General features: G+C 67.4%; 20 protein-coding genes and 3 pseudogenes. 16 read left to right on the top strand and 7 right to left on the bottom strand.

The window, feature by feature from the left end:
* Positions 1 to 14: 14 nt before the first annotated feature.
* The 6 genes from ACZ60Q_RS01655 to ACZ60Q_RS01630 all read left to right on the top strand — a co-directional run bounded on the left by ACZ60Q_RS01655 (position 15) and on the right by ACZ60Q_RS01630 (position 7854).
* Complete coding sequence (locus ACZ60Q_RS01655) at positions 15 to 1034, top strand: carbohydrate ABC transporter permease (RefSeq protein WP_469626795.1); 1020 nt, start codon at positions 15 to 17, stop codon at positions 1032 to 1034.
* Positions 1031 to 1909 (top strand): sugar ABC transporter permease, encoded by an 879-nt coding sequence (locus ACZ60Q_RS01650; protein ID WP_469626793.1) that lies wholly within the window; start codon positions 1031 to 1033, stop codon positions 1907 to 1909. Before ACZ60Q_RS01655 ends, ACZ60Q_RS01650 begins: the two co-directional genes overlap by 4 nt.
* Before the next feature lie 112 nt (positions 1910 to 2021).
* Positions 2022 to 3704, top strand: a complete 1683-nt coding sequence (locus tag ACZ60Q_RS01645; protein ID WP_469626790.1) for a glycoside hydrolase family 13 protein — start codon at positions 2022 to 2024, stop codon at positions 3702 to 3704.
* Positions 3689 to 4750 (top strand): LacI family DNA-binding transcriptional regulator, encoded by a 1062-nt coding sequence (locus ACZ60Q_RS01640; protein WP_469626787.1) that lies wholly within the window; start codon positions 3689 to 3691, stop codon positions 4748 to 4750. Before ACZ60Q_RS01645 ends, ACZ60Q_RS01640 begins: the two co-directional genes overlap by 16 nt.
* A 251-nt stretch (positions 4751 to 5001) precedes the next feature.
* Complete coding sequence (locus ACZ60Q_RS01635; protein ID WP_469626784.1) at positions 5002 to 6138, top strand: PQQ-dependent sugar dehydrogenase; 1137 nt, start codon at positions 5002 to 5004, stop codon at positions 6136 to 6138.
* A 396-nt stretch (positions 6139 to 6534) separates the two neighbouring features.
* On the top strand, positions 6535 to 7854 hold the full coding sequence (locus ACZ60Q_RS01630; RefSeq protein ID WP_469626781.1) for an MFS transporter: 1320 nt from the start codon (positions 6535 to 6537) through the stop codon (positions 7852 to 7854).
* 510 nt (positions 7855 to 8364) lie between these two features.
* Here ACZ60Q_RS01630 and ACZ60Q_RS01625 read toward each other — a convergent pair.
* Together ACZ60Q_RS01625 and ACZ60Q_RS01620 are read right to left on the bottom strand one after the other, a co-directional pair.
* Positions 8365 to 8859 (bottom strand): Imm1 family immunity protein, encoded by a 495-nt coding sequence (locus tag ACZ60Q_RS01625; RefSeq protein WP_469626779.1) that lies wholly within the window; start codon positions 8857 to 8859, stop codon positions 8365 to 8367.
* Entirely contained in the window at positions 8856 to 12497 is a 3642-nt protein-coding gene (locus tag ACZ60Q_RS01620) for a DddA-like double-stranded DNA deaminase toxin (RefSeq protein ID WP_469626776.1), read from the bottom strand. The genes ACZ60Q_RS01625 and ACZ60Q_RS01620 overlap by 4 nt, the downstream gene beginning before the upstream one ends.
* A 541-nt stretch (positions 12498 to 13038) precedes the next feature.
* Here ACZ60Q_RS01620 and ACZ60Q_RS01615 point away from each other — a divergent pair.
* The 5 genes from ACZ60Q_RS01615 (at position 13039) to ACZ60Q_RS01595 (ending at position 17098) form a co-directional block, all read left to right on the top strand.
* Positions 13039 to 13542: a hypothetical protein gene (locus ACZ60Q_RS01615; RefSeq protein ID WP_469626773.1), complete on the top strand. Its 504-nt coding sequence runs from the start codon at positions 13039 to 13041 to the stop codon at positions 13540 to 13542.
* 176 nt (positions 13543 to 13718) lie between these two features.
* Complete coding sequence (locus ACZ60Q_RS01610; protein ID WP_469626771.1) at positions 13719 to 15572, top strand: FG-GAP-like repeat-containing protein; 1854 nt, start codon at positions 13719 to 13721, stop codon at positions 15570 to 15572.
* 213 nt (positions 15573 to 15785) lie between these two features.
* A complete protein-coding gene (locus tag ACZ60Q_RS01605; protein ID WP_469626768.1) occupies positions 15786 to 16223 on the top strand; it encodes an FG-GAP repeat domain-containing protein in 438 nt (145 codons plus the stop codon).
* Positions 16224 to 16569: 346 nt separating this feature from the next.
* Complete coding sequence (locus ACZ60Q_RS01600) at positions 16570 to 16776, top strand: hypothetical protein (RefSeq protein WP_469626766.1); 207 nt, start codon at positions 16570 to 16572, stop codon at positions 16774 to 16776.
* Between the two features lie 10 nt (positions 16777 to 16786).
* Positions 16787 to 17098, top strand: a complete 312-nt coding sequence (locus ACZ60Q_RS01595) for an SGNH/GDSL hydrolase family protein (protein ID WP_469626764.1) — start codon at positions 16787 to 16789, stop codon at positions 17096 to 17098.
* Positions 17099 to 17313: 215 nt separating this feature from the next.
* On the opposite strand, the gene ACZ60Q_RS01590 is transcribed toward ACZ60Q_RS01595, so the two are convergent.
* Positions 17314 to 17505, bottom strand: coding sequence for a hypothetical protein (locus ACZ60Q_RS01590; RefSeq protein WP_469626761.1), 192 nt, complete (start codon positions 17503 to 17505; stop codon positions 17314 to 17316).
* Between the two features lie 11 nt (positions 17506 to 17516).
* Positions 17517 to 18256 (bottom strand): annotated as a pseudogene (locus tag ACZ60Q_RS01585) (helix-turn-helix domain-containing protein).
* Positions 18257 to 18549: 293 nt separating this feature from the next.
* Between ACZ60Q_RS01585 and ACZ60Q_RS01580 the strand changes: the two are divergent.
* Entirely contained in the window at positions 18550 to 19179 is a 630-nt protein-coding gene (locus ACZ60Q_RS01580; RefSeq protein WP_469626758.1) for an ATP-binding protein, read from the top strand.
* Positions 19180 to 19438: 259 nt separating this feature from the next.
* Here ACZ60Q_RS01580 and ACZ60Q_RS01575 read toward each other — a convergent pair.
* Positions 19439 to 19663, bottom strand: a pseudogene (locus tag ACZ60Q_RS01575) (helix-turn-helix domain-containing protein); the annotation flags it as partial.
* Positions 19664 to 20163: 500 nt separating this feature from the next.
* Complete coding sequence (locus tag ACZ60Q_RS01570; protein ID WP_469626755.1) at positions 20164 to 20982, bottom strand: aminoglycoside phosphotransferase; 819 nt, start codon at positions 20980 to 20982, stop codon at positions 20164 to 20166.
* 252 nt (positions 20983 to 21234) lie between these two features.
* Between ACZ60Q_RS01570 and ACZ60Q_RS01565 the strand changes: the two are divergent.
* Together ACZ60Q_RS01565 and ACZ60Q_RS01560 are read left to right on the top strand one after the other, a co-directional pair.
* A pseudogene (locus tag ACZ60Q_RS01565) lies at positions 21235 to 21443 on the top strand (transposase); the annotation flags it as partial.
* 183 nt (positions 21444 to 21626) lie between these two features.
* The gene (locus ACZ60Q_RS01560) at positions 21627 to 22157 is read left to right on the top strand and encodes a hypothetical protein (RefSeq protein WP_469626753.1); all 531 of its coding nucleotides are present in this window, start codon (positions 21627 to 21629) and stop codon (positions 22155 to 22157) included.
* 16 nt (positions 22158 to 22173) lie between these two features.
* Here the strand turns inward: ACZ60Q_RS01560 and ACZ60Q_RS01555 are convergent, their stop codons facing one another.
* Positions 22174 to 22737 (bottom strand): transposase, encoded by a 564-nt coding sequence (locus tag ACZ60Q_RS01555; RefSeq protein ID WP_469626750.1) that lies wholly within the window; start codon positions 22735 to 22737, stop codon positions 22174 to 22176.
* 34 nt (positions 22738 to 22771) lie between these two features.
* Here ACZ60Q_RS01555 and ACZ60Q_RS01550 point away from each other — a divergent pair, with 34 nt between their 5' ends.
* Positions 22772 to 23035 (top strand): hypothetical protein, encoded by a 264-nt coding sequence (locus ACZ60Q_RS01550; protein ID WP_469626747.1) that lies wholly within the window; start codon positions 22772 to 22774, stop codon positions 23033 to 23035.
* A gap of 455 nt (positions 23036 to 23490) precedes the next feature.
* Positions 23491 to 25218, top strand: coding sequence for a carbohydrate-binding module family 20 domain-containing protein (locus ACZ60Q_RS01545; RefSeq protein WP_469626744.1), 1728 nt, complete (start codon positions 23491 to 23493; stop codon positions 25216 to 25218).
* The last annotated feature ends 40 nt before the right edge of the window (positions 25219 to 25258 follow it).

The raw sequence follows: 25258 nt of genomic DNA, 5'->3' as shown, positions 1-25258 counted from the left end.
AGGTTGGCCGACTGATGGCTGTCGACACCAGCCAGTCGGTGGTGAAGGCCGCGGGCGGGAACACCGCCCGCGGCCGGAGCCGCGGTACTGGCACCCCACCACCGAAGCCCGGCCGTCTGAGGCGGGCCCTGTCGGTCCACTGGTACGCCTGGGCCATGGTCGCCCCGGTCGTCCTCGTGATCGGCGTGATCATCGGCTATCCGCTGGTCCGCGGCGTCTACCTCTCGATGACCGACGCCGACGAACGCAACGTCGCACGTTCCATCGGCGTCAACGAGATCCCCGCCACCTACGAGTTCGTCGGCGCGGACAACTACATCGACGCCCTGACCGGCTCGCAGTTCCTCGGCACGCTCGGCTGGACGCTGGTGTGGACCGTCTCCTGCGTGAGCGTCACCTTCGTCCTCGGCATGGCCCTGGCCAACATCCTCAACCGCCGCATCGCCGGACGCTCCGCCTACCGCATGGCCCTCATCCTGCCCTGGGCCATCCCCGGCTTCGTCTCCGTCTTCGCCTGGCGCTTCCTCTACAACGAGGAGCGCGGCCTGCTCAACAAGGTCCTCGGCGGCGCCGGCATCGACGCCGTCCCGTGGCTGAACGACCCGACCTGGGCCAAGTTCGCGGTCATCGCCGTCAACGTCTGGCTCGGCATCCCGTTCATGATGGTCGCCCTCCTCGGCGGACTCCAGTCCATCCCCTCCGAGCAGTACGAGGCGGCCGAGATGGACGGCGCCACCGCCTGGCAGCGCTTCCGCCACATCACGCTGCCCGGCCTGCGCCCGGTCTCCACCACGGTCGTCCTGCTCTCCACCATCTGGACCTTCAACATGTTCCCGGTGATCTTCCTGCTGACCCGCGGCGGACCCGGCGAGGCGACCCAGATCCTGGTGACCCAGGCGTACAAGTTCTCCTTCGAGATCAGCCCGCGCGACTACGCGCAGTCCTCCACCTGGGGCGTGCTGATCCTCGTACTCCTGATGGTCTTCGCCGTCGTCTACCGGCGGGTCCTGCGCTCCCAGGGAGACAACTGGTGACCACCGCGACCGACACCCCCGCCCGGCACGCCGTGCCCAGGGTCCGCCCGCGCGGCGAGCGCTCCCCGCTCGCCTCCGTCGCCCTGCACCTCACCCTGATCACCGCCTCGGTGATCGCGGTCTTCCCGGTGCTGTGGGTCCTGCTGACCTCGCTCAAGCCCGCCAAGTTCGCGACCACCACGGACTTCTTCCGCGAGACCACGTTCGTCAACTACACGAACCTGATCCGCGACACCGAGTTCCTCAACTGGTTCGCCAACTCCGTGATCATCTCGGCGCTCTCCACCGTGATCGGCGTCTTCGTCGCCGCCACCACCGGGTACGCGGTGAGCCGCTTCCGCTTCCCCGGCAAGCGCGGGCTGATGTGGACGCTGCTGATCACCCAGATGTTCCCGGTCGCCGTCCTCATCGTGCCGATCTACAACATCATGTCGAGCCTCGGACTGCTCAACCAGCCCACCGGCCTCGTCATCACCTACCTCACCATCTCGGTGCCGTTCTGCGCCTGGATGATGAAGGGCTTCTTCGACACCATCCCGCGCGAGATCGACGAGTCGGGCGAGGTCGACGGCCTCACCCCGTTCGGCACCTTCTGGCGGCTCATCCTGCCGCTGGCCAAGCCGGGCCTGGCGGTCACCGCGTTCTACTCCTTCATCACCGCCTGGGGCGAAGTGGCCTACGCCTCCGCCTTCCTGGTCGGCGACGAGAACCTCACGCTGGCCGGCGGACTCCAGAAGTTCGTCAACCAGTACGGGGCCCAGTGGGGCCCGATGACCGCGGCCTCGGTCCTCATCGCCATCCCGGCCGCCCTGGTCTTCCTCTTCGCCCAGAAGCACCTGGTCACCGGCATGTCCGCCGGAGCCGTCAAGGGCTGAGGGACCCCCTGGCCACCCGCACCAGCACGCACCACCGCACCTGTCACGGCGGCGCCGGAAACCCCGACCCGGTCACCGGCGCCGCTCCCCACCCAGACACCCCAGGGACGACATGACCCAGCACCTCGCTGCCCCCTCCACCGGCACGTCCGACGACGCCCCGGGCCACCGCACCGGCTGGTGGCAGGACGCGGTGATCTACCAGGTCTATCCGCGGAGCTTCGCCGACGGCAACGGCGACGGCATGGGCGACCTCGCCGGCGTCACCGCCCGCCTGCCCCACCTGAAGGACCTGGGCGTCGACGCGGTCTGGCTCAGCCCCTTCTACGCCTCCCCGCAGGCCGACGCGGGCTACGACGTCGCCGACTACCGGGCCATCGACCCGATGTTCGGCAATCTGCTGGACGCCGACGCGTTGATCCGCGAGGCGCACGGCCTGGGCCTGCGCATCATCGTCGACCTGGTCCCCAACCACTCCTCCGACCAGCACGAGTGGTTCAAGCGCGCCCTGGCCGAGGGCCCAGGCTCCGCCCTGCGCGAGCGCTACCACTTCCGCCCCGGAAAGGGCGCCGACGGCGAACTCCCGCCCAACGACTGGGAGTCCATCTTCGGCGGCCCCGCCTGGACCCGCACCGAGAACCCGGACGGCACTCCCGGCGACTGGTACCTCCACCTCTTCGCCCCGGAGCAGCCCGACTTCAACTGGGAGCACCCGGCCGTCGCCGACGAGTTCCGCTCCATCCTGCGCTTCTGGCTCGACATGGGCGTCGACGGCTTCCGGGTCGACGTCGCCCACGGCCTCGTCAAGGCAGAGGGGCTGCCCGACCTCGGCTCCCACGACCAGCTCAAGCTGCTCGGCAGCAGTGACGGCGTCCTGCCGTTCTTCGACCAGGACGGCGTGCACGCGATCTACCGCAGTTGGCGCACCATCCTCGACGAGTACCCGGGCGAGAGGATCGCCGTCGCCGAGGCCTGGACCCCGACCGTCGAGCGCACCGCCAACTACGTGCGCCCCGACGAGATGCACCAGGCGTTCAACTTCCAGTACCTGGGCACCGCCTGGGACGCCGCCGAGCTCCGCAAGGTCATCGACTCCTCGCTCGCCGCGATGCGCCCGGTCGGCGCGCCCACCACCTGGGTGCTCTCCAACCACGACGTCACCCGGCACGCCACCCGCTTCGCCAACCCGGCGGGCCTCGGCACTCAGATCCGCACCCCCGGCGACCGCGAGCTGGGCCTGCGCCGGGCCCGCGCCGCCTCCCTGCTGATGCTCGCCCTGCCCGGCTCCGCCTACGTCTACCAGGGCGAGGAGCTCGGCCTGCCCGACGTCACCGACCTGCCCGACGAGGCCCGCCAGGACCCCTCGTTCTTCCGCGCCGAGGGCCAGGACGGCTTCCGCGACGGCTGCCGCGTCCCGATCCCGTGGACCCGCGAGGGCAGTTCGTACGGCTTCGGCGACGGCGGCAGCTGGCTCCCGCAGCCCGCCGGCTGGGGCGAGCTGTCCGTCGAGGCGCAGACCGGTGTGGAGGGCTCCACCCTGGAGCTGTACCGGACCGCCATCGCCGCCCGCCGGGAACACCCGGGCCTCGGCGCGGGCACGGACGTCGAGTGGCTGGACGGCCCCGAGGGCGTTCTCGTCCTCGCCCGCCCCGGCTTCGTCTGCACCGTCAACACCACCGGCGCCCCCGTCCGTGTCGCCGCCCCCGGCCGGGTGCTGCTCGCCAGCTCCCCGGTCACCGCGGACGGCGCCGAGGTCGAACTGCCCGCCGACACCACGGTGTGGTGGACGGTGTGACACTGGCCGCGCCCAGGACCACCGCGGCGCCCCGCCTCTCCGACATCGCCGGACAGGCGGCGGTCAGTGAGGCGACGGTCAGCCGGGTCCTGAACGGGAAGCAGGGCGTCGCGGACTCCACGCGTCAGCGGGTGCTCGCGGCGCTCGACATCCTGGGCTACGAGCGGCCCGTACGGCTGCGGCAGCGCAGCGCCGGACTCATCGGCCTGGTGACGCCCGAACTCACCAACCCGATCTTCCCGGCGTTCGCGCAGTCCGTCGAACAGGTGCTGGCCGGGCACGGCTACACCCCCGTGCTCTGCACCCAACTGCCCGGCGGGGCCACCGAGGACGAACTCGTCGAGCAGCTCGTGGAGCGCGGCGTCGGCGGCATCGTCTTCCTCTCCGGGCTGCACGCGGACACCTCCGCCGACCCGGGCCGGTACGCCGCGCTCACCGAGCGCGGCGTACCGTTCGTCCTGATCAACGGCTACAACGAGCGCATCAGCGCCCCGTTCGTCTCGCCCGACGACAACGCCGCCGTACGGATGGCCCTCCAGCACCTCGCCGACCTCGGCCACCGCCGGATCGGCCTGGCCATCGGCCCGCAGCGCTACGTCCCCTCCCGCCGCAAGCGCGACGGGTTCCTGGAGGCGGCCGTCTCGGTGCTCGGCATGGACCGCGCCGAGGCCGAACCGCTCGTCTGCTCCACGCTGTTCAGCGTCGAGGGCGGCCAGGTGGCGGCCGGTGCCCTGCTGGACGCGGGGTGCACGGGCGTGGTCTGCGGCAGCGACCTGATGGCGCTGGGCGTGGTCCGCGCCGCCCGGGGGAGGGGCCTCGACGTGCCCCGTGACGTCTCGGTCGTCGGCTTCGACGACTCGCAGCTCATCGCGTTCACCGACCCGCCGCTGACCACGGTACGCCAGCCCGTGCAGGCGATGGCGGCGGCCGCCGTGGGCGCCCTGCTGGAGGAGATCGGCGGGAGTCCGGTGCAGCGCACCGAGTACGTCTTCCAGCCGGAACTGGTCGTACGGGGCTCGACGGCGGCGGTGGTGCGCGGCGTGTGAGGCCGGGTGGCGGGTGGGCGCAGCCCGGGCGGGCGTCGGGGACGGTGGATACGGGTGCCGCGACGGCAAGCGGAACTGGCGTACATGGATGGGGCGTTGGCCCACGCCAAGACGCCCCTGTCCCTGTATCCTCATCCGTGGCCAGTGGCACAACCCCCCCACCCAGGTTGCGTGCTGGCACGGGCGATACCCATGGAACTCTGCCCCAAGCAGCCGGGTCACCCCCATTCGCCGCCTCCAGGAGGGTCACGGTGAAAGTTCGCACCAGAAGCACGGCGATCATCGGCACCATCTGCCTCGTCGCTTCCCTCGCCTTAACCACCGCGTCCGCCGACGAGCCCGCCGTCCCACGTCAGGCGGCGGCGGTCGCGCTCAAGAAAGTGGCTACAGCCCAGAATCCCATCGCCGGCGCCGCCGGGCCCAATGACACGGTCTGGATAGCCGAACGCGCGGGCACCGTAAGGGTCCTGGGTGCCAAGGGGCTCGGCAAGCCCGTCCTCGACATATCCGGCGAGACCACCACCGACGGCGAACGCGGCCTGCTGGGCGTCGCGTTCGACAAGGGGTTCAAGCACTTCTACATCTCGTTCACGAACCGCGAAGGCACCAGCACCGTGGACGAGTTCGCCGTGCGGAACGGCAGGATCCGGCAGGACACCCGGCGCACCGTCCTCACCCAGACGCAGCCGTACGCCAACCACAACGGCGGCGACATCAGGTTCGGTCCCGACGGCTATCTCTACATCGCGTTCGGCGACGGCGGCGCGGGCGGCGACCCGCACGACTACGGGCAGAACCTCGACACACTGCTCGGCAAGGTGCTGCGGATCGACCCGAGCGGCGGCGAGCCGTACGCGATTCCGCCGGACAACCCGTTCGTGGACGACCCGAACGCGAGGGACGAGATCTGGTCGTACGGGCTGCGCAACCCGTGGCGGTTCTCCTTCGACGTGGGCACGGGCGACATGCTGATCGGCGACGTCGGCCAGAGCGCCTGGGAGGAGATCGACTGGGCCCCGGCGGACAGTAAGGGCGGCGAGAACTACGGCTGGTCCGAGATGGAGGGCAACCACTTCTTCCGGGGCGGCACGGAGCCCGCGAACCACGTGCCGCCGGTCCACGAGTACGACCGTAACGGGCTGGGCTGCTCGGTGACCGGCGGATACGTCTACCGCGGCGAGGAGATCCCGGACCTCGAGGGGCAGTACGTGTTCAGCGACTACTGCGACGGCACCATCCGCGCTCTGCGGATGGAGGACGGCAAGGTGACCGGCGAGAGCGACCTCGGAGTCAACGGCGGCGAGGTCATCTCGTTCGTGGAGGGTGGCGATGGCGAGCTGTACGTACTCGCCATCGGCGGCAGCGTCTTCCGCATCGACCCGGCGTAACCACCACTGGATGAAGAAACCCTGGTAGTTCTGGACGAAGGGGCCACGGGTTCACATCCCGCCACCCCAGCGGATGAGACAACAGGTCAGGCCCGGTGCTGAGAGATCAGCACCGGGCCTGACCTGCTTTGCGCCCCCGACGAGCCGTAGGCCCTCCGTTCGGTTCGCTCGACTTCATCGGACCGTTCTTGACGGCATGGGTGCGGGCCTTGACTGCCGCCCGCGCCCATACGAACGGCTCGACGGCCGGGGGCGTGTCTCGTCACCGGTGGACTGCTTGCCTTGTCCTCGGTGGTGCCTGTGAGGCAACCGCCGCAGGTGGTGGCATCATCGGTGCCCACCTGCCCGTACCGCAAAGAGGCCACAAATATTCCGAGTGCGGTGTCGGATCCGGGAGTGAGGAGGAGTACGGGCTCGTGCCTGAAGACCCCGACCCGCCGGCTGTCACCCCTGCTCATGCCCCGGGCGCACGGCCCGGCCCGGAGGGGGGACGGCAAGTGGCTGACCACCGGTGTGGGCAGCGTCTCGGTGACGAGTTTCCTCTCCGATTCCGGGCATGAGATCGCCACAGCGGTCCTTCCCAGCTTCGTGACGAGTGTTCTGCACGGTTCCGCCGCTTCACTGGGGCTGATCGAGGGCGTCAGCGATGCGCTGACCGGTGTCATGAAGCTGGTTGGCGGTCCGTTGGCCAATGACCCGCGCCGACGGCATCGTATGGCCACCGGCGGTTATCTCGGTACGGCGATCGCGACCGGTGCCATCGGTCTGGCCACGGCGGTGTGGCAGGTGGGTGTCCTGCGCGCGCTCGCCTGGTCGTCCAGGGGGCTGCGTTCTCCGGCCAAGGACACGCTGCTCGCGTCCCTGGTCCCTCGCCGCGCTTTTGGCCGTGCGTACGGTCTGGAGCGTGCCGGGGACAATCTCGGGGCGGTGGTGGGTCCGCTGGCCGCTGCCGGTCTGGTGGCGTGGCTGGGTATCCGTCCGGCGATCTGGTTCGCTTTCATCCCCGGCATCCTGGCCGCGGTCGCGATCACTGTCGCGGCCCGTGAGGCCCGCCGCCGCAACGTGGACGGTGCCCAGGTAGCGATCCGGCTGCGGTTCGCCGGGCTGCGGGGCGCGGGGCTGCTGAGGCCCATGCTGCCGGTCCTGCTCTTCGAGTTCGGCAATGTCGCTGTCACGCTGCTGATCCTGCGGGCCACGCAGCTCCTGCACGCAGATGGCCGCTCGGCCGCCGCAGCGGCATCCCTGGCCATCCTGATCTACGCCGCGCACAATGCCGTCGGCGCGGTCGTCGCCTACGCCGGCGGCCACTGGATCGACCGGGCGGGGCCGCGTGTCGTGTTCGCCGCCGGATCGGCGCTCTACGTCCTGGCCTACGCGGGGTTCGCGGTGGGGTCGCATTCCTGGTGGGTGCTGCTCCTCCTCTTCAGCCTCGCCGGGGCCGGCATCGGATGCGCGGAGACCGCGGAATCCGCCTTCGTCGCCCAGCTCCTGCCGGACCGGCTGCGCGGCAGCGGCTTCGGCATCCTCGGCGCCGTACAGGCCGGCGGTGATGTCGTGGCCACGATCGTCGTCGGGATCCTGTACACCGCGGTCTCCCCGGCCGCCGGACTTCTCTACGCCGCCGGATGGATGCTGCTCTCCGTCCTGGGCGCCGGTGCCTTGACGTCCGGCCGCCGGACCGGTCCGGCGGCACCGGGCCGGCCACGGAAGCCGTGAGGAAGACCTGCTGCGACTTGCCGGCGCGCTCGTCCAGGACGTCCCACACGCCCGAGGCGTCGTAGTCGCTCAGGGACCTGGTCCAGGATGCCCGCGCAGTGATGAAGGTCCGCCTTCTTCGCCTCGAAGACCCGGGCAACCTCTGCCCGTGTCTCGTCGGCGGCGCCTTCCTCGCGGGCCTTATTGATGGCGCGGGTCAGTTCCGTGCTGAGGGCCGCCTCATCACAGAGGGAGTCCCCGAAGCTGAGCCAGGGGTCCGGAAGCCCCTGCTCGGCCGTGACCTGAAAGATGCGATCGCCTTGCGCTCCCATCCGCTCCTCCTCGGAACGAGACGCGCAGCGGAACGAGTCCGCTGCGCGTCAACTGGATGGTGCGCACCACCGCGAGAGTTCTTCGGCGGCCTGATCGAACGGGACCTCGACTCCCAGCACCTTCAGGGTCATTCAGTCCTCGCTCCCCACAGCCCCCACTCGTCAACGTCCATACGCTGCGAGCAGTCTTAGGCTCGCGTCAGGACAACCGACTGCCGTCCTGTCGGCCGGGAAGCCAGTCAATCCGCGTAGGGCGATTTCCCATCAACTCGCTGAACTCTTCGACCACCGAACGGATTTCCGTTACCGGTAGAACTCCGCGAGGGTCGAAGTACAGTGCGCTGTCATGATCCGATATTACTTCTGGATCAAAGTTCGGAGGCTTCTTGGCACCGGAGACCCAAAAGTAATCACCCAAGTCGTCCTGTGGGTCTTCTGGGTCCTTTTTGAAGCGCCTGGCTTCATCCCAGCCAGCGAACCAGACTATGCCGCCGAGGCCATTTTCTAGGTTGGCACTAACCTCTAGCATACTTACTGGAGCACTAGCTCCTTCTTCTTCAAAAAGGAGCCACGTTGCTTGGATATGGATTTCCTTTCCTGGGAGGGATTCGAAGACCTCGTCTAGGGATTTAAGGACATCTTGTGGATGCCTAAGGTGCCGAGTTTTGCCGAGATGGTGCACCGCAAGAATCACGGCCTCACCCTCTTTCCCGTGATCAGTTTCGGGCTGCCAGAGCCCGGATAGTATACCTCCAGCGTGTGCCCTACCGGCAAAATGGCCTCCACGGCATTCTTGCAGTTCATGTAATTGCCGCAAACACCGTTGCTGTTATTGATCACGACTTTGGCGTGTTGAATCTTCTGACCCTTCATCCAGGCGGCATATTTTGTCTCCACGTGGGAAGCAATGGAGAATTCGCCTTTCGCTGGCCACGGGGCCATGCCGGAAGTCCTCAGTAGATCGTTCGCCTCATTCCAGAGGCTGTCGTGCTTACCGCTCATCAGTAGGCGCAGCTCGCCGGATTCCGATCCCGGGATCACTTTCCCATCCTTGTCACGGATTTTCCCGAAGGTCTTGTCGCCAAGTTTTTTGTACGCAGGAAGCTCGTCGAAGATGTTCGAAACCCACTTTGGGCATGAATCTCCGGCTGTGCGAATACTTCGCTGGCCTGTTTTGGTGAGGCAGGCAACAGCGCGACGGGTGGCGCGTGCGTCCCTCAGCGCGTCGACGCCTTCGTCGATTTTGCCGAGGAGTTTGAGTCTGCCCCAGGGGAGGAGACCGGTGGCTGCGAGTGCGCAGTCGGCGGCGACAGGGTCGGCGATGCATTTTTCGATGTCGGCGAGGCCGGATATCTCCCACACCGCGGTGTGGGTGGTGGTGCCTGGCGTAGCCGCGTCGTAGATCCACCGGAAGATGGGCAGTTGGCAGGGCTGCGGGAAGAACCGGCCCGGAACGCATGCCTTCTTACGAGGGCCTTCCTGTGCCTTGCGCTCCTTCTCGGCCTGTCGCTGTGCCTCAGCCAACTCGGCTTCGGCAAGCTTGCGTGTTCTCTCCCAGGCGGCGCTGGCCTCGGCCTTGGCTTCGTCTGCGCTCTTGCCCGCCGCTATGGCGGAGGCGTGGGCGTCGTCCTTTGCCCGGTCCGCCTTCCTCGCTGATTCGCGGGCGTAGGCCTCGGAGAAGGCCGCGTTGGCTGCAGAGTTTTCGGCGGCGTCGGCGTCCGCGTCGGCCCGGTTGGCGGCAGCACGTGCGATGGAGGCGGAGGCCGCTGCGTTGGCGGAGCTGGTTTCGGCGGCGTCGGCGGAGGCGTCGGCGTCGCGCGCGTGCCCTTCGGCCTGCCGAGCCGACTCCTCTGCTTGATCGGAGGCTTCTGTTGCTTCCTTGGTGGCGTTGATGGCCTTGGCGGCGGCTTCAGCTGCGCGCCAGGCGTCCTCGTGCGCCTTGGCCGCGATCATCGCTCCTTCGGCCAGAAGGCCTTGGAGGTGACGCTGGTGGGTGGTGGCGAGGTCGTCCTTGCGCTGGGCCATGTACTGGCCGACGGTGACGAACTCGTGGATGAGCTCAGCGGGGCCAGCCAAGGCGATGGTGGCGGCTGCCTTGAGCTCGGGGCCTCCCTCGGTGGCCAGCTGTGCGGTGAGGATCCGTTCGTCCTGGAGCCGCTTGCCGTACTGCCCGGCTTGCAGAAACGCGGCGAGTGCCTTGGGGGTTCCCGTTTTGAGCGCGGCCTGTGCGGCCTCACTGACATAGGTGCCGCCCACGGTGGTCAGGTGGGCGACTTCGATCCGCGTGTTGGTGCTGCCGGCTTCGTACTGGCCGGTGGTGTAGAAGACCTCGATCTGCTCCGTGCTACCGGTGAGAGCTTCGGTGGCTGCGGTGCGGACGGATTCGAAGGGGCTCTGCGTGCTGAGGTCGACGACCCGCTGGCGAATGTCGTTCTGATCGGCTTCTCTCCACCGGGTGCGCAGGTAGTCCAGGACGTCCTGATCGGTGCCGGACAATGCGCGGGCGGCGGTTTCCTGCTGCCAGGGGCCAAGCATCTTCATGGCCTGCATGGCAAGCTGGCGGCCCTTGACGGCGGTGGCCTGGACGTCGACGTCAGGCCGGCCAGCCTCCTGGGCCAGCTCGGCCGCTGTGGTCTGCAAGGACCGGGCTCCGGCTGCGGCAGAGGCAGACTGCTTGATTGCGGCCTCGGAGGTTGCCTTCATCGACCGGGCCTGTTCGATCGCCGCGTCGGTGCGGGTGTCGAGTTCGGCGGTCTCGGTCTCCCGCGCCAAGGCGTAGATCTGCTTGGCCTGGTTGACCGCTGTTGTTGCGGCAGCGGCTGCGACCTTGGCCTGGTCAGCGTTCTTCTTGGCCAAGGCGGCGTAGGTCGCCGCGTTGCCGGCATGTTCAGCGGCATCGTCTGCGAAGTCTGCAGCCTTGCGCGCGTGACCTGCAGCGTTGTTGGCTGCGTCCCGTGCACCGTAAGCGGCCTGGGCCGAGCGTTCGGCCAGCCCGGCGGCCCGGACTGCGGCCCGGTCGGCGGCATCGGCGTGACGGCGCGCCTCAGCCGCGGCATTCCGCGCCTCGCTCGAATGCGCACCTGCGGCGTCGGCGGCGTCATTCGCCTCTATCGCGGCGTCGGCTGCCGCGCGGGCGTTGGCGGCGGCGCCCCTGGCGTTTTTTGCGGCCACTCCAGCGGCTGCCGAGGCATTCCCGGCCATTTCTGCCGCGAGCCCCGACTCCTCGGCTGCGTCCGCAGCTTTGCGTGCGGTGGTGGCAGCCTTTCTCGCCTCGGCAGCATCCTGCTGGTTCTTGCCGGCTGCGATGGCCTTTTCGTGCGCCTCGTTCGCCGCGGTCGCGGCTTTGTTGGCGGCCGAGGCGGTCTGCGCGGCGGCGAGCGCGGCTCGCCGGGCGGCCGCATTGGCGGCATCCGCCGCTCCGATGGCCACCTGGGCTGAATCAGCTGCGGCCTTGGCGGCGTCCGCGGCCTGCCGGGCTTTTATCCCGGCGAGCTTGGCATCGTCCTTGGCGGCTTTGGCCTCCTCGGCCGCGTTCTGCGCGGCCTCCTTGGCCAGCTTGGAGGCCGCGATCGACTTCTTGGATGCTTCCTCTGCCAGCTTGGTGGCGTTCGCGGCTTGATTTCCGGATTCCTTTGCCTGCTTGAGCAGCTCCTCGATCTTGGTCTGCTCCAGGTCGCGGGCGCGGGCGGTGAACTGCCCGATGTCCAGGAACTCGGCAATGTCCTCTGGTGTGCCGCTCAGGGCAACCGTGGCGGCCGCCTTCACGTTCGCGGTGCCATTGCTGGCCAGGTAGGCCGTTTCGATCCGGTTGTCGGTTCGAAGAGCGGTGTACTGACCCTGGCTCAGGAAGCGTTCGCGCTCTTCAGTGGACCCTTGGAGGGCAGTCTCGCCCGCCTCGCGTACGTAAGTTCCGCCCAGCGTCGTCAGCCGGGCGGTTTCAACCCGATTGTCCTGGTCCTGCGGCTCCTGGTAGCCGAAGAGAAGGAACTCCTCCAGCTCAGCTGGCGTCGTCTGCAGGGCTGCAACTGCGGCTTCGCGGACATATGGACCACTGGTCATCGCCAGCCGCGCGCTCTCGATGCGGTTGTCGATGTTCTGGATGGACTCGGCGTCCCGGAGGAATTTCTGAATTGACTCGTCACCGCCGAGCAGCGCCTCCTCGGCTGCCTCCTTCAGGCCAGTGCCGCCGGTTTTCCAGTAGGTGACGATTTCGGCGCGTATGCCCTCGGGCAGTGGTGTCGAGTCCGCCTTCGCTGCTGCTGCGGGGGTACCCAGCAGTCCCACCAGCAAGCCGGCAGATACCAGCAACGGCAGCATGAGGCGCCGGGCCATGAATCTTCCTGGTGCTCCAGAGCCGACTGGTCTGGAAAGTATTCGCCGTTTCACTCGGCAACTCCTTAGTGAATTAATATTGCCCAGTTGGGCAGACTGCTGCTATCAAGAATGCATGCAGGGTTACCGGCTACCATTTTTTGTCGTGGAGTGATTGAGGTTGCCTGATCGTACATGGCCATCGAAAGATGCCAGTCGGATATTTCTGCACCATCAGCTTGAACCGGCCGCAACGCAATTACGATCAGAATGACGGAAATGCGCGCGCCGCCACGATTAAGCACATTGCCTCATTAGAGACTTATGGGCGGTTTAATGCTTTTCGCGCACGGCTCTTCTGCGCTGTCCGCGGCGAGGTGAGCTCTTGCCGCGGACGCGGTCACCCCTCTGCGTGAAAAGGTTGTATGGAGAATCGTGAAGTTTATGTGACATAAATTACTCCATATTTCAGCCTGTGGGAGGTTTTGGGGCGTGCTTTACTTCCCAGCGGTATAGCCTGCCGTGCATTCATCCTCGGCACCCCGTCCCTGAAAGGTCCATTATGTTCAACTTTGGCGCAAAGAAAGTGCTTTTGCTGTTTATGGCTACCGGGTTGGCAGCTGCTGCGACCACGCTCGGTGTAGCTCAAGCGGACCCTGGCAACGAGCCGATACCAGCCGCTGAAAGCGGCATGACCTCTTTGGTGGAGGACTTCACCTATCCCAACGCGGCTCAGATCGAGGAAGAGACGGGAGCGGTTCTTAAGCGCGGTGACGGCCACCTGATTTTCATGGCGTGCGATGGAAGCGAAGACATCAAGATTGAGAGCGCGCACGGCCAGCAGTATTTCTGCTTCAGGCTGATCTCCAAGCCCGCCTTCCTCGCACTTGAAATCCCCAAGGCGTACGGCATCTGGACCACCGATGATCCGGTGGAAGCTACCGTTCAGAAGGCCGACGGCACGTCCGCCGTAATCGATGCTCCGGCAGGTAAGTTCACCGGCTATGGCGAGGCCGGGGCCGATCGTGAACGCACCACATTGATCGAACTCCGCGTGGACGGCTGACCATCAAGCGCGGAAGACTTGCGTGGCTAGATGCCGCGTCATCGTCTCCGGACCGCCTGGCGCACCGCACCATCAGCCGATCCCCTTGCCGCAATCGTCGGCAGGCTCTGGTTCTTTGTGTGCAGCTCCCGATTCGCCTCGGTGTCGAACTCGCTTACTCCAGCAAGGAAGACCACGTGCCTTTCAGACCTTCCCGCCGTACGCGGGCCATCGCTCTGTTCGCCGCTGCCACTGCGGCCGGCGCGTTGACCATCAGTACCCCGGCCCAGGCCGTTGTCGGTGACACCGTCGCCGACAACGCCTACGCCTTCACCGCGAAGCTCGACATCGGTGAGGGCGACAAAAAGCGCGGCTGTACCGGCTCCCTCGTCGACGCCCAGTGGATCCTGACCGCGAGCAGCTGCTTCGCAGCGGCCGGGCAGCCGTCGTTCCCGCTTCCCTCCGGTGCTCCGGCGGAAAAGACCACAGCGACGATCGGCCGTACCGACCTGAGCAGCTCCGCGGGCAAGGTCGTCAGCATCACCGAGCTGGTCTCCCGGTCGGACCGGGACCTGGTGATGGCCAAACTCGCCGAGCCGGTCACCGGTATCACGCCCGTGGTCCTGGCCGGTTCCGCGCCAGTGGCCGGCGAGAGTCTGAGGGCAGTCGGGTATGGCCGCACCGCGACCTCCTGGGTGCCCGACCGGCTGCACGCCGGTACGTTCTCCGTGACCCGGGCCGACGCGACCACAGTGGGCGTCACCCGTGACAGCGGCAGCATCTGCAAGGGCGATGCGGGTGGTCCCGCGCTGCGCGAGAAGAAGGACGGCAAGGCCGAGCTCGTCGCCGTCCACAGCGCTTCCTGGCAGGCTGGCTGCTTCGGCTCCGACGAAACCCGCGACGGCGCGATGGAGACCCGGCTGGACGACATCACAGAGTGGGTCCAGCAGGTTCGCGGACTGCCCGGGGAGTCCCAGGTAGCTTCCGGTGACTTCGACGGTGACGGCAGGGAGGACATTGCGGCCTTCTACGACAACGGCACCAACACCAACGGGATGAACAGGTCCTCGCTTTTCGCCTTCTACAGCACCGGCACCGGTTTCAGCGCGCCCAGGAACGTGTGGAGCACGCCCGGCGGCTTCACCTGGGAGAAGAGCAAGCTGACCTCGGGCGACTACAACGGGGACGGCAAGGACGATGTCGCCGTCTTCTACGACAGCGGTGTCTCGGACACCGGCAGCATGTCCTCGATCTACACCTTCACCAGCACCGGCACCGGTTTCAGCGCGCCCAAGAAGACGTGGACCACGACCGGCGGCTTCACCTGGAACAAGAGCGAGGTCGCCTCGGGCGACTACAACGGGGACGGCAAGGACGACATCGCCGTCCTCTACGACGCAGGCTCCTCCGACAGCGGCAGAGTGACCTCGCTCTACACGTTCACCAGCAACGGCACCGACTTCAGCAACCCCCGCAAGACATGGACCACCACTGGTGGGTTCACCTGGTCCGCCGGCAAGCTGACCTCGGGCGACTACAACGGGGACGGCAAGGACGACATCGCCGTCCTCTACAACGGAGGCAAGTCGGCCGACGGCAAGTTCATCTCCTCGCTCTACACGTTCACCAGCAACGGCACCGACTTCAGCAACCCCCGCAAGACATGGACCAGCAGCAGTGGCTTCACCTGGGACGCAAGCAAGCTGACCTCCCGTGACTACAGCGGCGACGGCCGGGACGACGTGGCTGTCCTCTACAACCGGGGAACCGCAGCAGACGGCACCCACCAGACCTCACTCTTCACGTTCACGAGCGACGGGACGAACTTGGGCGCGCCCCGCGAGGTGTGGGCCAGCACAGGCTCTTTCTCCTGGGCAGCGAGCCAGCCGGTTTCCGGCGACTTCAACAAGGACGGCAAGGACGACATCGCCGTCCTCTACCGATCCGGAACCTCCGCCGACGGCCGCCGAATCGACTCTCTGTTCACCTTCACCAGTACCGGAACCAGCGTAAAAGCACCGGTCAAGGCCTGGACTGGCAGCGTCGTCTGACTCAACCGGTTCGGTAAGAAATACACCGGACTGAGGCACCCATACCTTCACGCCGTGGCCCCGCATCCGTGCGGAGGCACGGCGTGAAGGCTGTACCGGGCCGGCACACGCCAGCAAGCCACGCTCCGACTCCCACCTGGCAACGGGAGATACCCCGGCAATGGGAAGAACGGTGTCACCGGGCCCTTGGCCGCCGGTAGCGGATGGGGCGGCATGCGCGTCATCGCCGCCGCCGACTTCAACGGAGACAAAATGGGCGACGTGATCGCCGCCCATACCAACGGCACCCTCTACTTCTACGCGGGCAAGGGCAACAGCTTCGCCGCCGGCACCCAGTCCGGTAACGGATGGGGCGGCATGCGCCTTGTTGTCGCCGCCGACTTCAACGGCGACAACAAAGCCGACCTCATCACCGTCCACGACAACGGCAGCCTGAACCTCTACACCGGCAAGGGCAACGGCACCTTCAACAATGCAGTCAAGGCAGGAGACGGCTGGCAGAACATACGCCTCCTCGCCGCCGCCGACTTCAACGGCGAGAACAAAGCCGACCTCATCGCCATCCACGCCAACGGCAACATCCTTGCCTACCCCGGCAACGGAAACGGCGGCCTCGGCACCCCCGTCGTCACCCCAGCCCCGGCCAACTAACCGGTCTGCCCCGGATCAGCTTGACTCTGACGCGTAAATAACCACAGTCCTGCCCGAAACTCCCCTCTAACTGTGGTTATTTACGCGTCAGAGTCCAAGAAGTGGATCAGAACCCCAAGAGTTCCCCACGTACGGTCAGATGCTGAGGTAACCGTGTGTGGCTGTCGGCTTGTTGTCGTGCTTGACGATGGATCCTCCTCATGTCCGCCCTGCTGAACGTAGATGCGCCCTGGTCGGGCTGGCCGCTACGGTCCGCCGGATGATCAAGGGCATACGTATCTGTTTCATCGGGGACTCCTTCATCCAGGGCATCGGCGATCCAGAACACCGCGGATAGATCGGCAGGGTGCTGGAGGCCACCGGTGGTGACATAGACATAACGGCCTTCAACCTGGGCATCAGGCGCAACACCTCCGAGGACGTCCTGCATCGCTGCTGGCAGGAAGTCCTGCCCCGGACCCTGCCCGGTGCCGACAACCGGCTCGTCGTCTCCTTCGGTAGCAATGACACCATCCAGGAGGGTGGCGCGGTGCGTGTCGATCCGGCCTCGTAGCCTGGAAAACTTGGCCTCGCTCCTGGAGGGCTGCCGACGCCAGACCCTCGCCCCTCTGGTAGTTGGCCCACCACCGGTCATCGACGCGGGGGCGGGCCATCAGCGACGTACCGCGAAGCTCTCCGACGAAATGACCACGCTCTGCCAGGCACAGCACGTCCCGTTCATTGCCACGACGTTGGAACTGGCCAACGACCCCACCTGGACTGAGGAAGTCATGGCCGGCGACGGCGCACACCCGGGCAGCGGCGGCTATCGGAGGCTGACCAATCTCATTCTCGCCGGGCAGTGGCACGAGTGGATCGCTCAGGCGCGCCCGTGACCGGTATCAGCCGCCGAATGCCGTAGCCCCCTGTCACATTCGCGGCCGGACAGCTCTCGCCAACCGGCCGTGAATCAAGCTCGCAGCTCCGCCGAACACAACTGTGTGCGCTGGGAAGCCCGCAACCCCCAGACGGGGGAGCGGGCTTCGGCGTCGCTGCTCGAACTCTGGCCGTACGATTGCGTTTTACCCCTTGGCGTGACTTGAGGTGGCGCCTACAGCAGGTGATCCGCCTTGCCCGCCTTGATGTCGCGGATCAGGCTGCTCAGGGCCTCGCGGGTGTCCGTGAGGTAGGTGTCTTCCTGCCCGGCCAGCGCTATATATGCCTTGCCGTTCGAGTCGGTGCCGATGCGGAAGCAGTTGTTTCCCTCTCCGCAGAAGGCTTCTTCCCAGTTGATCTCTGACATGGCCAGGCTCCTCATAGGTCGCGGATGACGCTGTGGATGAAGTCGCGCGAGGCATCCGGTGACAGGCTGGCCTCGTCCATCCATTGCAAATGGGATCGGCATTTTGCGAGTTGTAGCTCAGCGTGCATGAACTCCGGTCCATGCGCCGAATCGAGTTGAACCGTGTCGAGCTGGGGCACGGATCCCTCTGCGTAGAGCAAAGCGTGTCCGGCGCCGGGGAAGCTGCCGCGTTCGACGGGAACTATGCGGATCGTGATGTGGTCCCGCTCGCTTGTCTTGAGCAACGCGTGGAGCTGGCTCCTTGTCGCCTCACGTCCACCGAAGTGCATGCGCAGGGCTGCCTCGTGCACATATCCGACGTAGTCGACGGGACGTTCGCGGGTCAGCACGCGCTGCCGGTCCATGCGGTGGGCCACCCGCGGGACGCATGCCATTCCAGTTCGACGATGTCCAGGAGGCCGGACGACAGCCTTCCTCGGTACTCGTCCCACCAGTTGCTCTGCGGGGCCCGGGTGAGGTCGACAAGCGCGGACAGGTACGCCTCATCCGTTTACGTGCAGTGAGTGGCCAGAGTGCGTAGGCGATCGGAGCTGATGTTGCGAACACCTGACTCGATGTTCGAGATCTTGCCCCGGTCGACACCGAGTAGGCCTGCGGTGTACTCGGCTGTCAGCCCTGCTTCGGTTCGCATCTTGCGGATCTCGGCGCCGAGCCTCTTCTGCCGCTGTGTGGGCGTAGTGCGTGGGGGCATTGATTGCCTTTCTGTCCGATCTGTTTCTCAGGCTGCCCGCCGTCACGCTACCGATCCATTGGTGGTTAAGTTCCATCGAGTTGGTGGCGCATGATGCGAGGCGTGCTCTGCTTTAAGTCATGCGACGCTCACGCATGGCGAGAACGAAGTGCATCAGGCGAGCCTGCCCGCATCCTCCTTCCCTGGGAGGGGTGTGCCCGCGTCAGGGTGACGAGCCACTGTCCCGCTGTGTGCCGCAGACGTCCACGTACGCGCACGGACCATCAATCACCGCACCAGCGAGCGGAGTTGCCATGCCCGAGAACGATCTCACCCCCGTACTGCCCAGGACCGGCCCCACGGGCGATTCGCCCAGCGAGGAGTCCGCCCCCGCCCTGCCGGGTGGAGCCCCGCGCCTCATCCCCGTAACCCAGGCTCCGGCCGCACCGCCTGTTCCCTTTGCCCTGCGTGCCACGCCCCGGTTCACCCAGTATCCGCAACCGCGTCCTGACCTGCGGGAGCCGGGACCGGAGAGCCTCTCCTACGGGCTCACGCTGCCCTCGGCCGTGGCTACGCCAGACCTGGCCGAGGAGACTGTCGAGGTCATCCTGGACGGGCATCAGGTGCAGGAGGAGGCGGTCCTCCCGGCGCCTCAGCTGGTCCACGAACTCGTCACCTATGCCAGCCGGTTCACGGGAGCCGGGGACCAGATCCATCTCGCGCTGCGTTGGGCGGCGGGTGTGTTCCAGGTCGCGGTGTACGACACCCATGCCGCCCATGCCCATCCCCGGCTCGCCGCCGCGTGCGATGAACGCCGTCGGGCAGCCCTCGTGCGGGTCCCCGGACTGGTGGAGTCGCATCGGGGGACCTGGGGTTTCGGGGCGGCGGCCTACCCGCCCGGTGACGGGACATGCACCTGGGTCACCCTTGTACACACGCCGTAGAGCAGGGGCGTCCGACCGGACGGACCCTCCCGACCGTGGCCGCCGTGCCGAAGCCGCCGTGCCGAAGCCGTCGTGCCGAAGCCGTCATGGCGGCCACGCGTGATCGTCGCGAGGCCTGTCCGCGCCCCGCCGTACCCGGTCCCGTGACGGTCGGGCGGTCACTTCCCGCGGCCAGTCCCCGTGGCGGCCCCACAACCGGTCCTGTGACCGGCCCGGCCGGCCGGGCGTGGGGCCCGGTGCCGAGGCGGCCGGGACCCCCGGCCGGCATCGTCGGAGTCCGCTTGAGCAGTTCGCGGATCTGCGGCTCGACCGCGTCGACCGCCGAGCCCTTCGCGGGCCGCTGGTAGACCGGCGGCCGGTCGGTGGCCAGCGCCCGCTTCACCGTGCTCTTCGAAATGCCCAGGTGCCGGGCAACCGCCCGGATCGGCATCTTCTCGGCCCGGTGCAGCCGACGGATCTCAGCCCAGTCCTCCACGGAGATCACCCTCTCCTCCTGATCCTCGAACAAGATCAGGATGATCAGACGGCCGCGAGGTGGGTCAGTTCTGCACCGCCGTTCAGCGGTCAGCTTTCAACCCGACGCCGAGAGACGTCAGCCGCTACCGCGCGGCGTGGATCACGCACGTATCCTGGTCGCGGAGATCGACCCGTGTCGCGGCCTTCGAGGACCGCTGGGGCGGCCTCGCGCTACCCCCCAGATCCGTTCCATGAGAGCGGCCCGCGCATCCTGGACACGAACCGTTCCCGAGGGCTCGGCCGCGGACGGCTGGTGGATGCCCGGGACGTACCGTCCGGGCAGCGAGGCGGCTGGATCGGTATCGGCACCCGGTGGGCTACCTGCGTATTCGGGACGACCTTACCCCTGGCAAGCCAAGTCCGGAGAGGGACGGGCACCGTGGAGAGGGCCCGGCCAGGTTACCGTCCAGCTCCCGCGCGCGGGGCTCTGAACCGCTGGCCAACGCCCGCACTTCCCCTCGCCTGCAGCTACGGGGTCTGCCAGTAGTCCGCCCACGCTCGTGCCGCCTTCACGTGGCGCTCCAGGCCGGGCGTCCCGTACTCATGCCATGCCTCCCAGGAACGGGCGTCGGCCTCGGCGAGTACCACCACGCCCTCGCGGGGAGCCTCGGCGAACGCGGGAATGCGCTGGCACCACCAGGCGGCCTGCTCGGGAGTCTGCTCGCCGTCCAGGACGAGGCGCTGGCCCCACAGGACCGCGTCCACCCATCCGGGGCCCCGGGCCGCCCACGCCCAGTCGACCAGCCACGTCCGGTCGGTCCCGGGCAGGAAGTTGACCGCCGCCGGATCGCCGTGCACGAGCATGTCCCCTGTCAGCAGCGGCTTGTCAACAGGGTCGCAGTACTCCTTCCACCGCTCCCACGCCGGCGTCAACCGGGCCTCGGGCGGCGCGGACGTCGTGCTCAGCTCCTGCAGGGCCGTCGTGACGGAGTCCAGATGGGGGCTGTCGTCCGCATAGAAATCGGCCCACGGTGACGTGCTGGTGATCCCCTCGAACCCGAGGATCGTCCAACCGCCCGCTGCCACCCGCCACAGGAGACGTGGTGCGAAGTCGGGTAGGAACGGCGCCACCGCGCTCTCCACGTTCAGCTCGGCTGTCCGTTCGTGGTCCTCGGGCAGCCCCTTGACGAAGACCCTCCTGCCGCAGGGGGCGGTCAGCAGGGCGGCGAAACCCGAGCTGGTCGCGTTGGCCATGTTGGCGACCGAACTGTTCTCTCCGACCTGGCCGGCGACCGCCCGCCGTACGGGTTCGGGCAGTTCCTCGTAGGAGCGCAGAACGACACGCACGACCGTCTACCTCGGGGGCCTCTGGGGGGCGTTCGGCGGGAATGGCGGGTTCTTGTCCGGCCTCGTCGGCGGGTTGGTCGAGGGGCGGCCTGGCGGGGGGTTGGTTGACGGACGGGGGGACGGGTTGCGTGCTTCAAGGATCGCCATGACCGGGACCGTACCGGCCGTCCCCGACCGGACGGGCCCGAACCAGTGAAGTTCCAGGGGTGGAAACCCAGTCCGTACGACTACGACCACCTGCGCCGATGGCTCCGGTCACGCGGCATCACCCACCGCATCGCCCGCAGGGCGTCGAGTCTTCCCAGCGCCTGGGCCGTCATCGTCGGGTTGTCGAGAGGACCGTGTCCTGGCTGGCCGACTGCCGACGCTTGCACCGCCGCTACGAACGCAAACCGGAACACTTCCTCGCCTTCGTCGGCATCGCCGCAGCCCTCATCAACTACCGGCGACTCACGGAGTGAAGGGCTGCACACGGGTGCGAAACTGCCGTCATGACTATGCACCTCATCTCCGTCATCGGCAGTAGCCCTGGAGTCGGCAAGACCACCCTGTGTCGTGCGGTGGCCCAGTAGCTTACCAGCATCGGCGCATCGGTCGACCACTTCGAGGAGGCCGACATTCTCACACGGTCGGCTTTCCGGCCCGTGGCTGAAGAGTTCGCCAGTGAGACTGCCGTCGTGCAGCCTGCGACCTTGGTTGCGTGCACTCGCGCCTACGTCGCGGAGTCACTCGCGGCGGGCAAGGACCACCTGGTGACAGATGCCCTTCTGTCCTTCATTCCGTCTCTTGTGGCATGGGGCCACGACGAGGGGACTCTCGTCCAGGTCATGGAAGAGCTGTCCCGGGCCGTGGAGCCGGCCCAGATCACCGTGGTGTACGTCCACGACAATCCGGAGACGGCGCTGCGACGCGCAGTCGAGCGGGAAGGCGATGCCTGGGAAGACTGGTACGTGCGGAAACTTGCTTGCTCCCCTGGTACTCAGGCTGTTCATGACCTCTCGTCGGCTGCCGCTCATCTCCGCTTCGAAGCCGCCTTGACCTGTCGCCTCCTCGCACAGGCCCCGTGGCATGTTCTGAACGTGAATGTAGGAACACTCAACGCTCAGGAGGCATACGCCCACACCCAGCGCCACCTGATGGACGTGCTGGAGTTGTCAGGACGACCTTCCACGTAGCCGACCCCGCCAACGATCAAAGGAAACGGCCTCTATTGACCCGAAACTCAAAGGGGTCTATTCGAGGGTGCAGTGCACGTGCGGGCCCCCGAAGTAGCCGCGGATGATGTGGGTTTCCGCCGGCGTCGATGGAAGAACCCGCGCGTTTCGGCCGCGAGTTGGGATTGGTCACGTGCTCGGTGGTGCGTGGGCAGGCTGCGTTTGAGGCTGGCGTTGACCAGCTCGTCCGGGTTCTGCTCGGTGAGTGCGACGGCAGGAAGTGCAGCTCGATCCGATCGGGGTGGTCGTCCGGCCAGGCTCGGACTTTGCGTGAACGGTGGGCGGAGTGTCCGTCCAGGACGAGGTGGACCTTGCGGGTGAAGTGTACGGCGAGGCGGTCCAGGAAGCGGCACATGACGTCGGTGTCGAAGGTCTCGGCGAACACCATGAAGCGCATGCGGCCCTTGGTGCTGATCGCGGACATCGCGTTCACCGGGAACCGGTTGCCGGTGCGGCGCACGATGGGTGTGCGGCCCCTGGCGCCCCATGTACGCCCGGTGACCTCGCCGGAGCGGGCGTCGGCCAGGTCGGCGAAGAGCACCTCGCCGCCCTCGGCCTCTGCCCTGGCGCGGATCGTGCCACCTCTCCTCGCGCCGGACTCGGACGGCTTCCGCGTCCTGACCTTCGACCTCGCCCGCGAGACCGAGGACCTCTCCACCCGCACCAACGCGGGCGTCGAGGCGGCCCTGACACAGAAGGCCACCGCCGACACCTTCACCGTCGAGGTCTCGAAATCCGTGGTCGAGGGCCAGGCGATCGTAGTCGTGCCGAAGCCGCCACTGCGGCCACGCGTGATCGTCGCGAGGCCTGTCCGCGCCCCGCCGTACCCGGTCCCGTGACGGTCGGGCGATCAGTTCCCGCGGCCAGTCCCCGTGACGGCCCCACAACCGGCCCCGTGACCGGCCCGGCGAAACCGGCCCCGTGACCGGCCCGGCGAAACCGGCCCCGTGACCGGCCCGGCGAAACCGGCCCCGTGACCGGCCCGGCCGGCCGGGCGCGTGGGGCCCGGTGCCGAGGCGGCCGGGACCCCCGGCCGACCGGGCCGGAGTCCGGGCGAACTTTACCTTCACGAAATAACTTGCGAAAGGCTTTGCAGGCAGAAAACTGCCTGATTTCGCGGATGTGAGCGGGAGATGTCCAAAAGGTTGACCAGCGCGGAGTGGGCTCGTACGGTCTGCTCCGCGGCAAGGTTTGCATTCTTGCAGCAAGAACCTTCAGGAGCCTTGAGGGCACGGCGCGTTGTCACGTGAGGCTGCACCGTCACCCGCGTTTCCCCCACCGCAGGAGGAAAGACATGGCACGCAGACCCCTGTCCGCCGCGCTCGCCCTGGCCGGCGCCGCCGCCCTCGTCATCCCCACCGGATTCGGCGCCGCGGGCACCGCGCAGGCCGCCGCTCCGGGCGACAAGGACGTCACCGCCGTGATGTTCGAGTGGAAGTTCGCCTCCATAGCCAAGGCCTGCACGGACACCCTCGGTCCGGCGGGCTACGGCTACGTCCAGGTCTCGCCGCCCCAGGAGCACATCCAGGGCGGCCAGTGGTGGACCTCCTACCAGCCCGTCAGCTACAGGATCGCCGGCCGGCTCGGTGACCGTGCGGCCTTCTCCGCCATGGTGAACACGTGTCACTCGGCGGGGGTGAAGGTCATCGCGGACTCCGTCATCAACCACATGTCGGCCGGCGGCGGCAGCGGCACCGGCGGGACCGCCTACACCAAGTACGACTACCCGGGCCTCTACTCCGGCAACGACATGGACGACTGCCGGGCCCAGATCACCAACTACAACGACCGCGGCAACGTCCAGAACTGCGAACTGGTCGGCCTCGCCGACCTGGACACCGGCGAGGACTACGTACGCGGGAGGATCGCCGGCTATCTGAACGACCTGCTCTCGCTCGGTGTCGACGGCTTCCGGATCGACGCCGCCAAGCACATGCCCGCCGGTGACCTCGCCAACATCAAGTCCCGGCTGAGCAACCCGAACGTCTACTGGAAGCACGAGGCGATCCACGGGGCGGGGGAGGCCGTCTCGCCCTCCGAGTACCTCGGCAGCGGAGACGTCCAGGAGTTCCGGTACGGGCGGAGCCTCAAGCAGGTCTTCCTCAACGAGAACCTCGCCCACCTGAAGAACTTCGGCGAGGGCTGGGGCTTCATGGAGTCCGGGAAGTCCGGCGTCTTCGTCGACAACCACGACACCGAGCGCGGCGGCGACACCCTCAACTACCGACACGGCTCCGCCTACACCCTGGCCAACGTCTTCATGCTGGCCTGGCCCTACGGCTCCCCGGACGTCCACTCCGGCTACGAGTTCAGCGACCACGACGCCGGACCGCCGAACGGCGGCCAGGTGAACGCCTGTTACAGCGACGGCTGGAAGTGCCAGCACGCCTGGCGCGAGATCTCCTCCATGGTCGGCCTGCGCAACACCGCACGCGGCCAGGCGGTCACCGACTGGTGGGACAACGGCGGCGACCGGATCGCCTTCGGCCGGGGAAACAAGGCGTATGTCGCCATCAACCACGAGGGCTCCGCGCTCGACCGGACCTTCCAGACCTCGCTGCCCGCCGGCGACTACTGCGACGTCCAGTCCGGCAAGGGCGTCACGGTGAACGGCTCCGGCCAGTTCACCGCCACCGTCCCGGCCGGCACCGCCGTCGCCCTGCACGCCGGTGCCCGTACGTGCGGTGGAGGCGGCACCAACCCCGACCCGGGCCCCGGCAACGGCACCTCGGGCGCCTCCTTCGGCGTCAACGCCGCCACCCGGCCCGGCCAGAACATCCACGTCACCGGCGACCTGGCCGCCCTCGGCGGTTGGAACCCGGCGAACGCGCCGAAACTCGACCCGGCCGCGTACCCCGTCTGGAAGCTGGACGTGAACCTGCCCGCCGGGACGACGTTCGCCTACAAGTACCTCCGCAAGGAGGCGGGCTCCGAGGTCACCTGGGAGAGCGGCGGCAACCGCACCGCCACCGTTCCGGCCTCCGGCAAGGTCACGCTGACCGCCGACGTCTGGCGCAGCTGACCCGTATCCCTTCGAGCGGGCCGGTGGCGCCGCCACCGGC

Source organism: Streptomyces sp. NPDC104313 (assembly GCF_055583985.1).
Note: the sequence above shows the minus strand (reverse complement) of the source record. Positions and strands in the feature narration are given on the sequence as shown.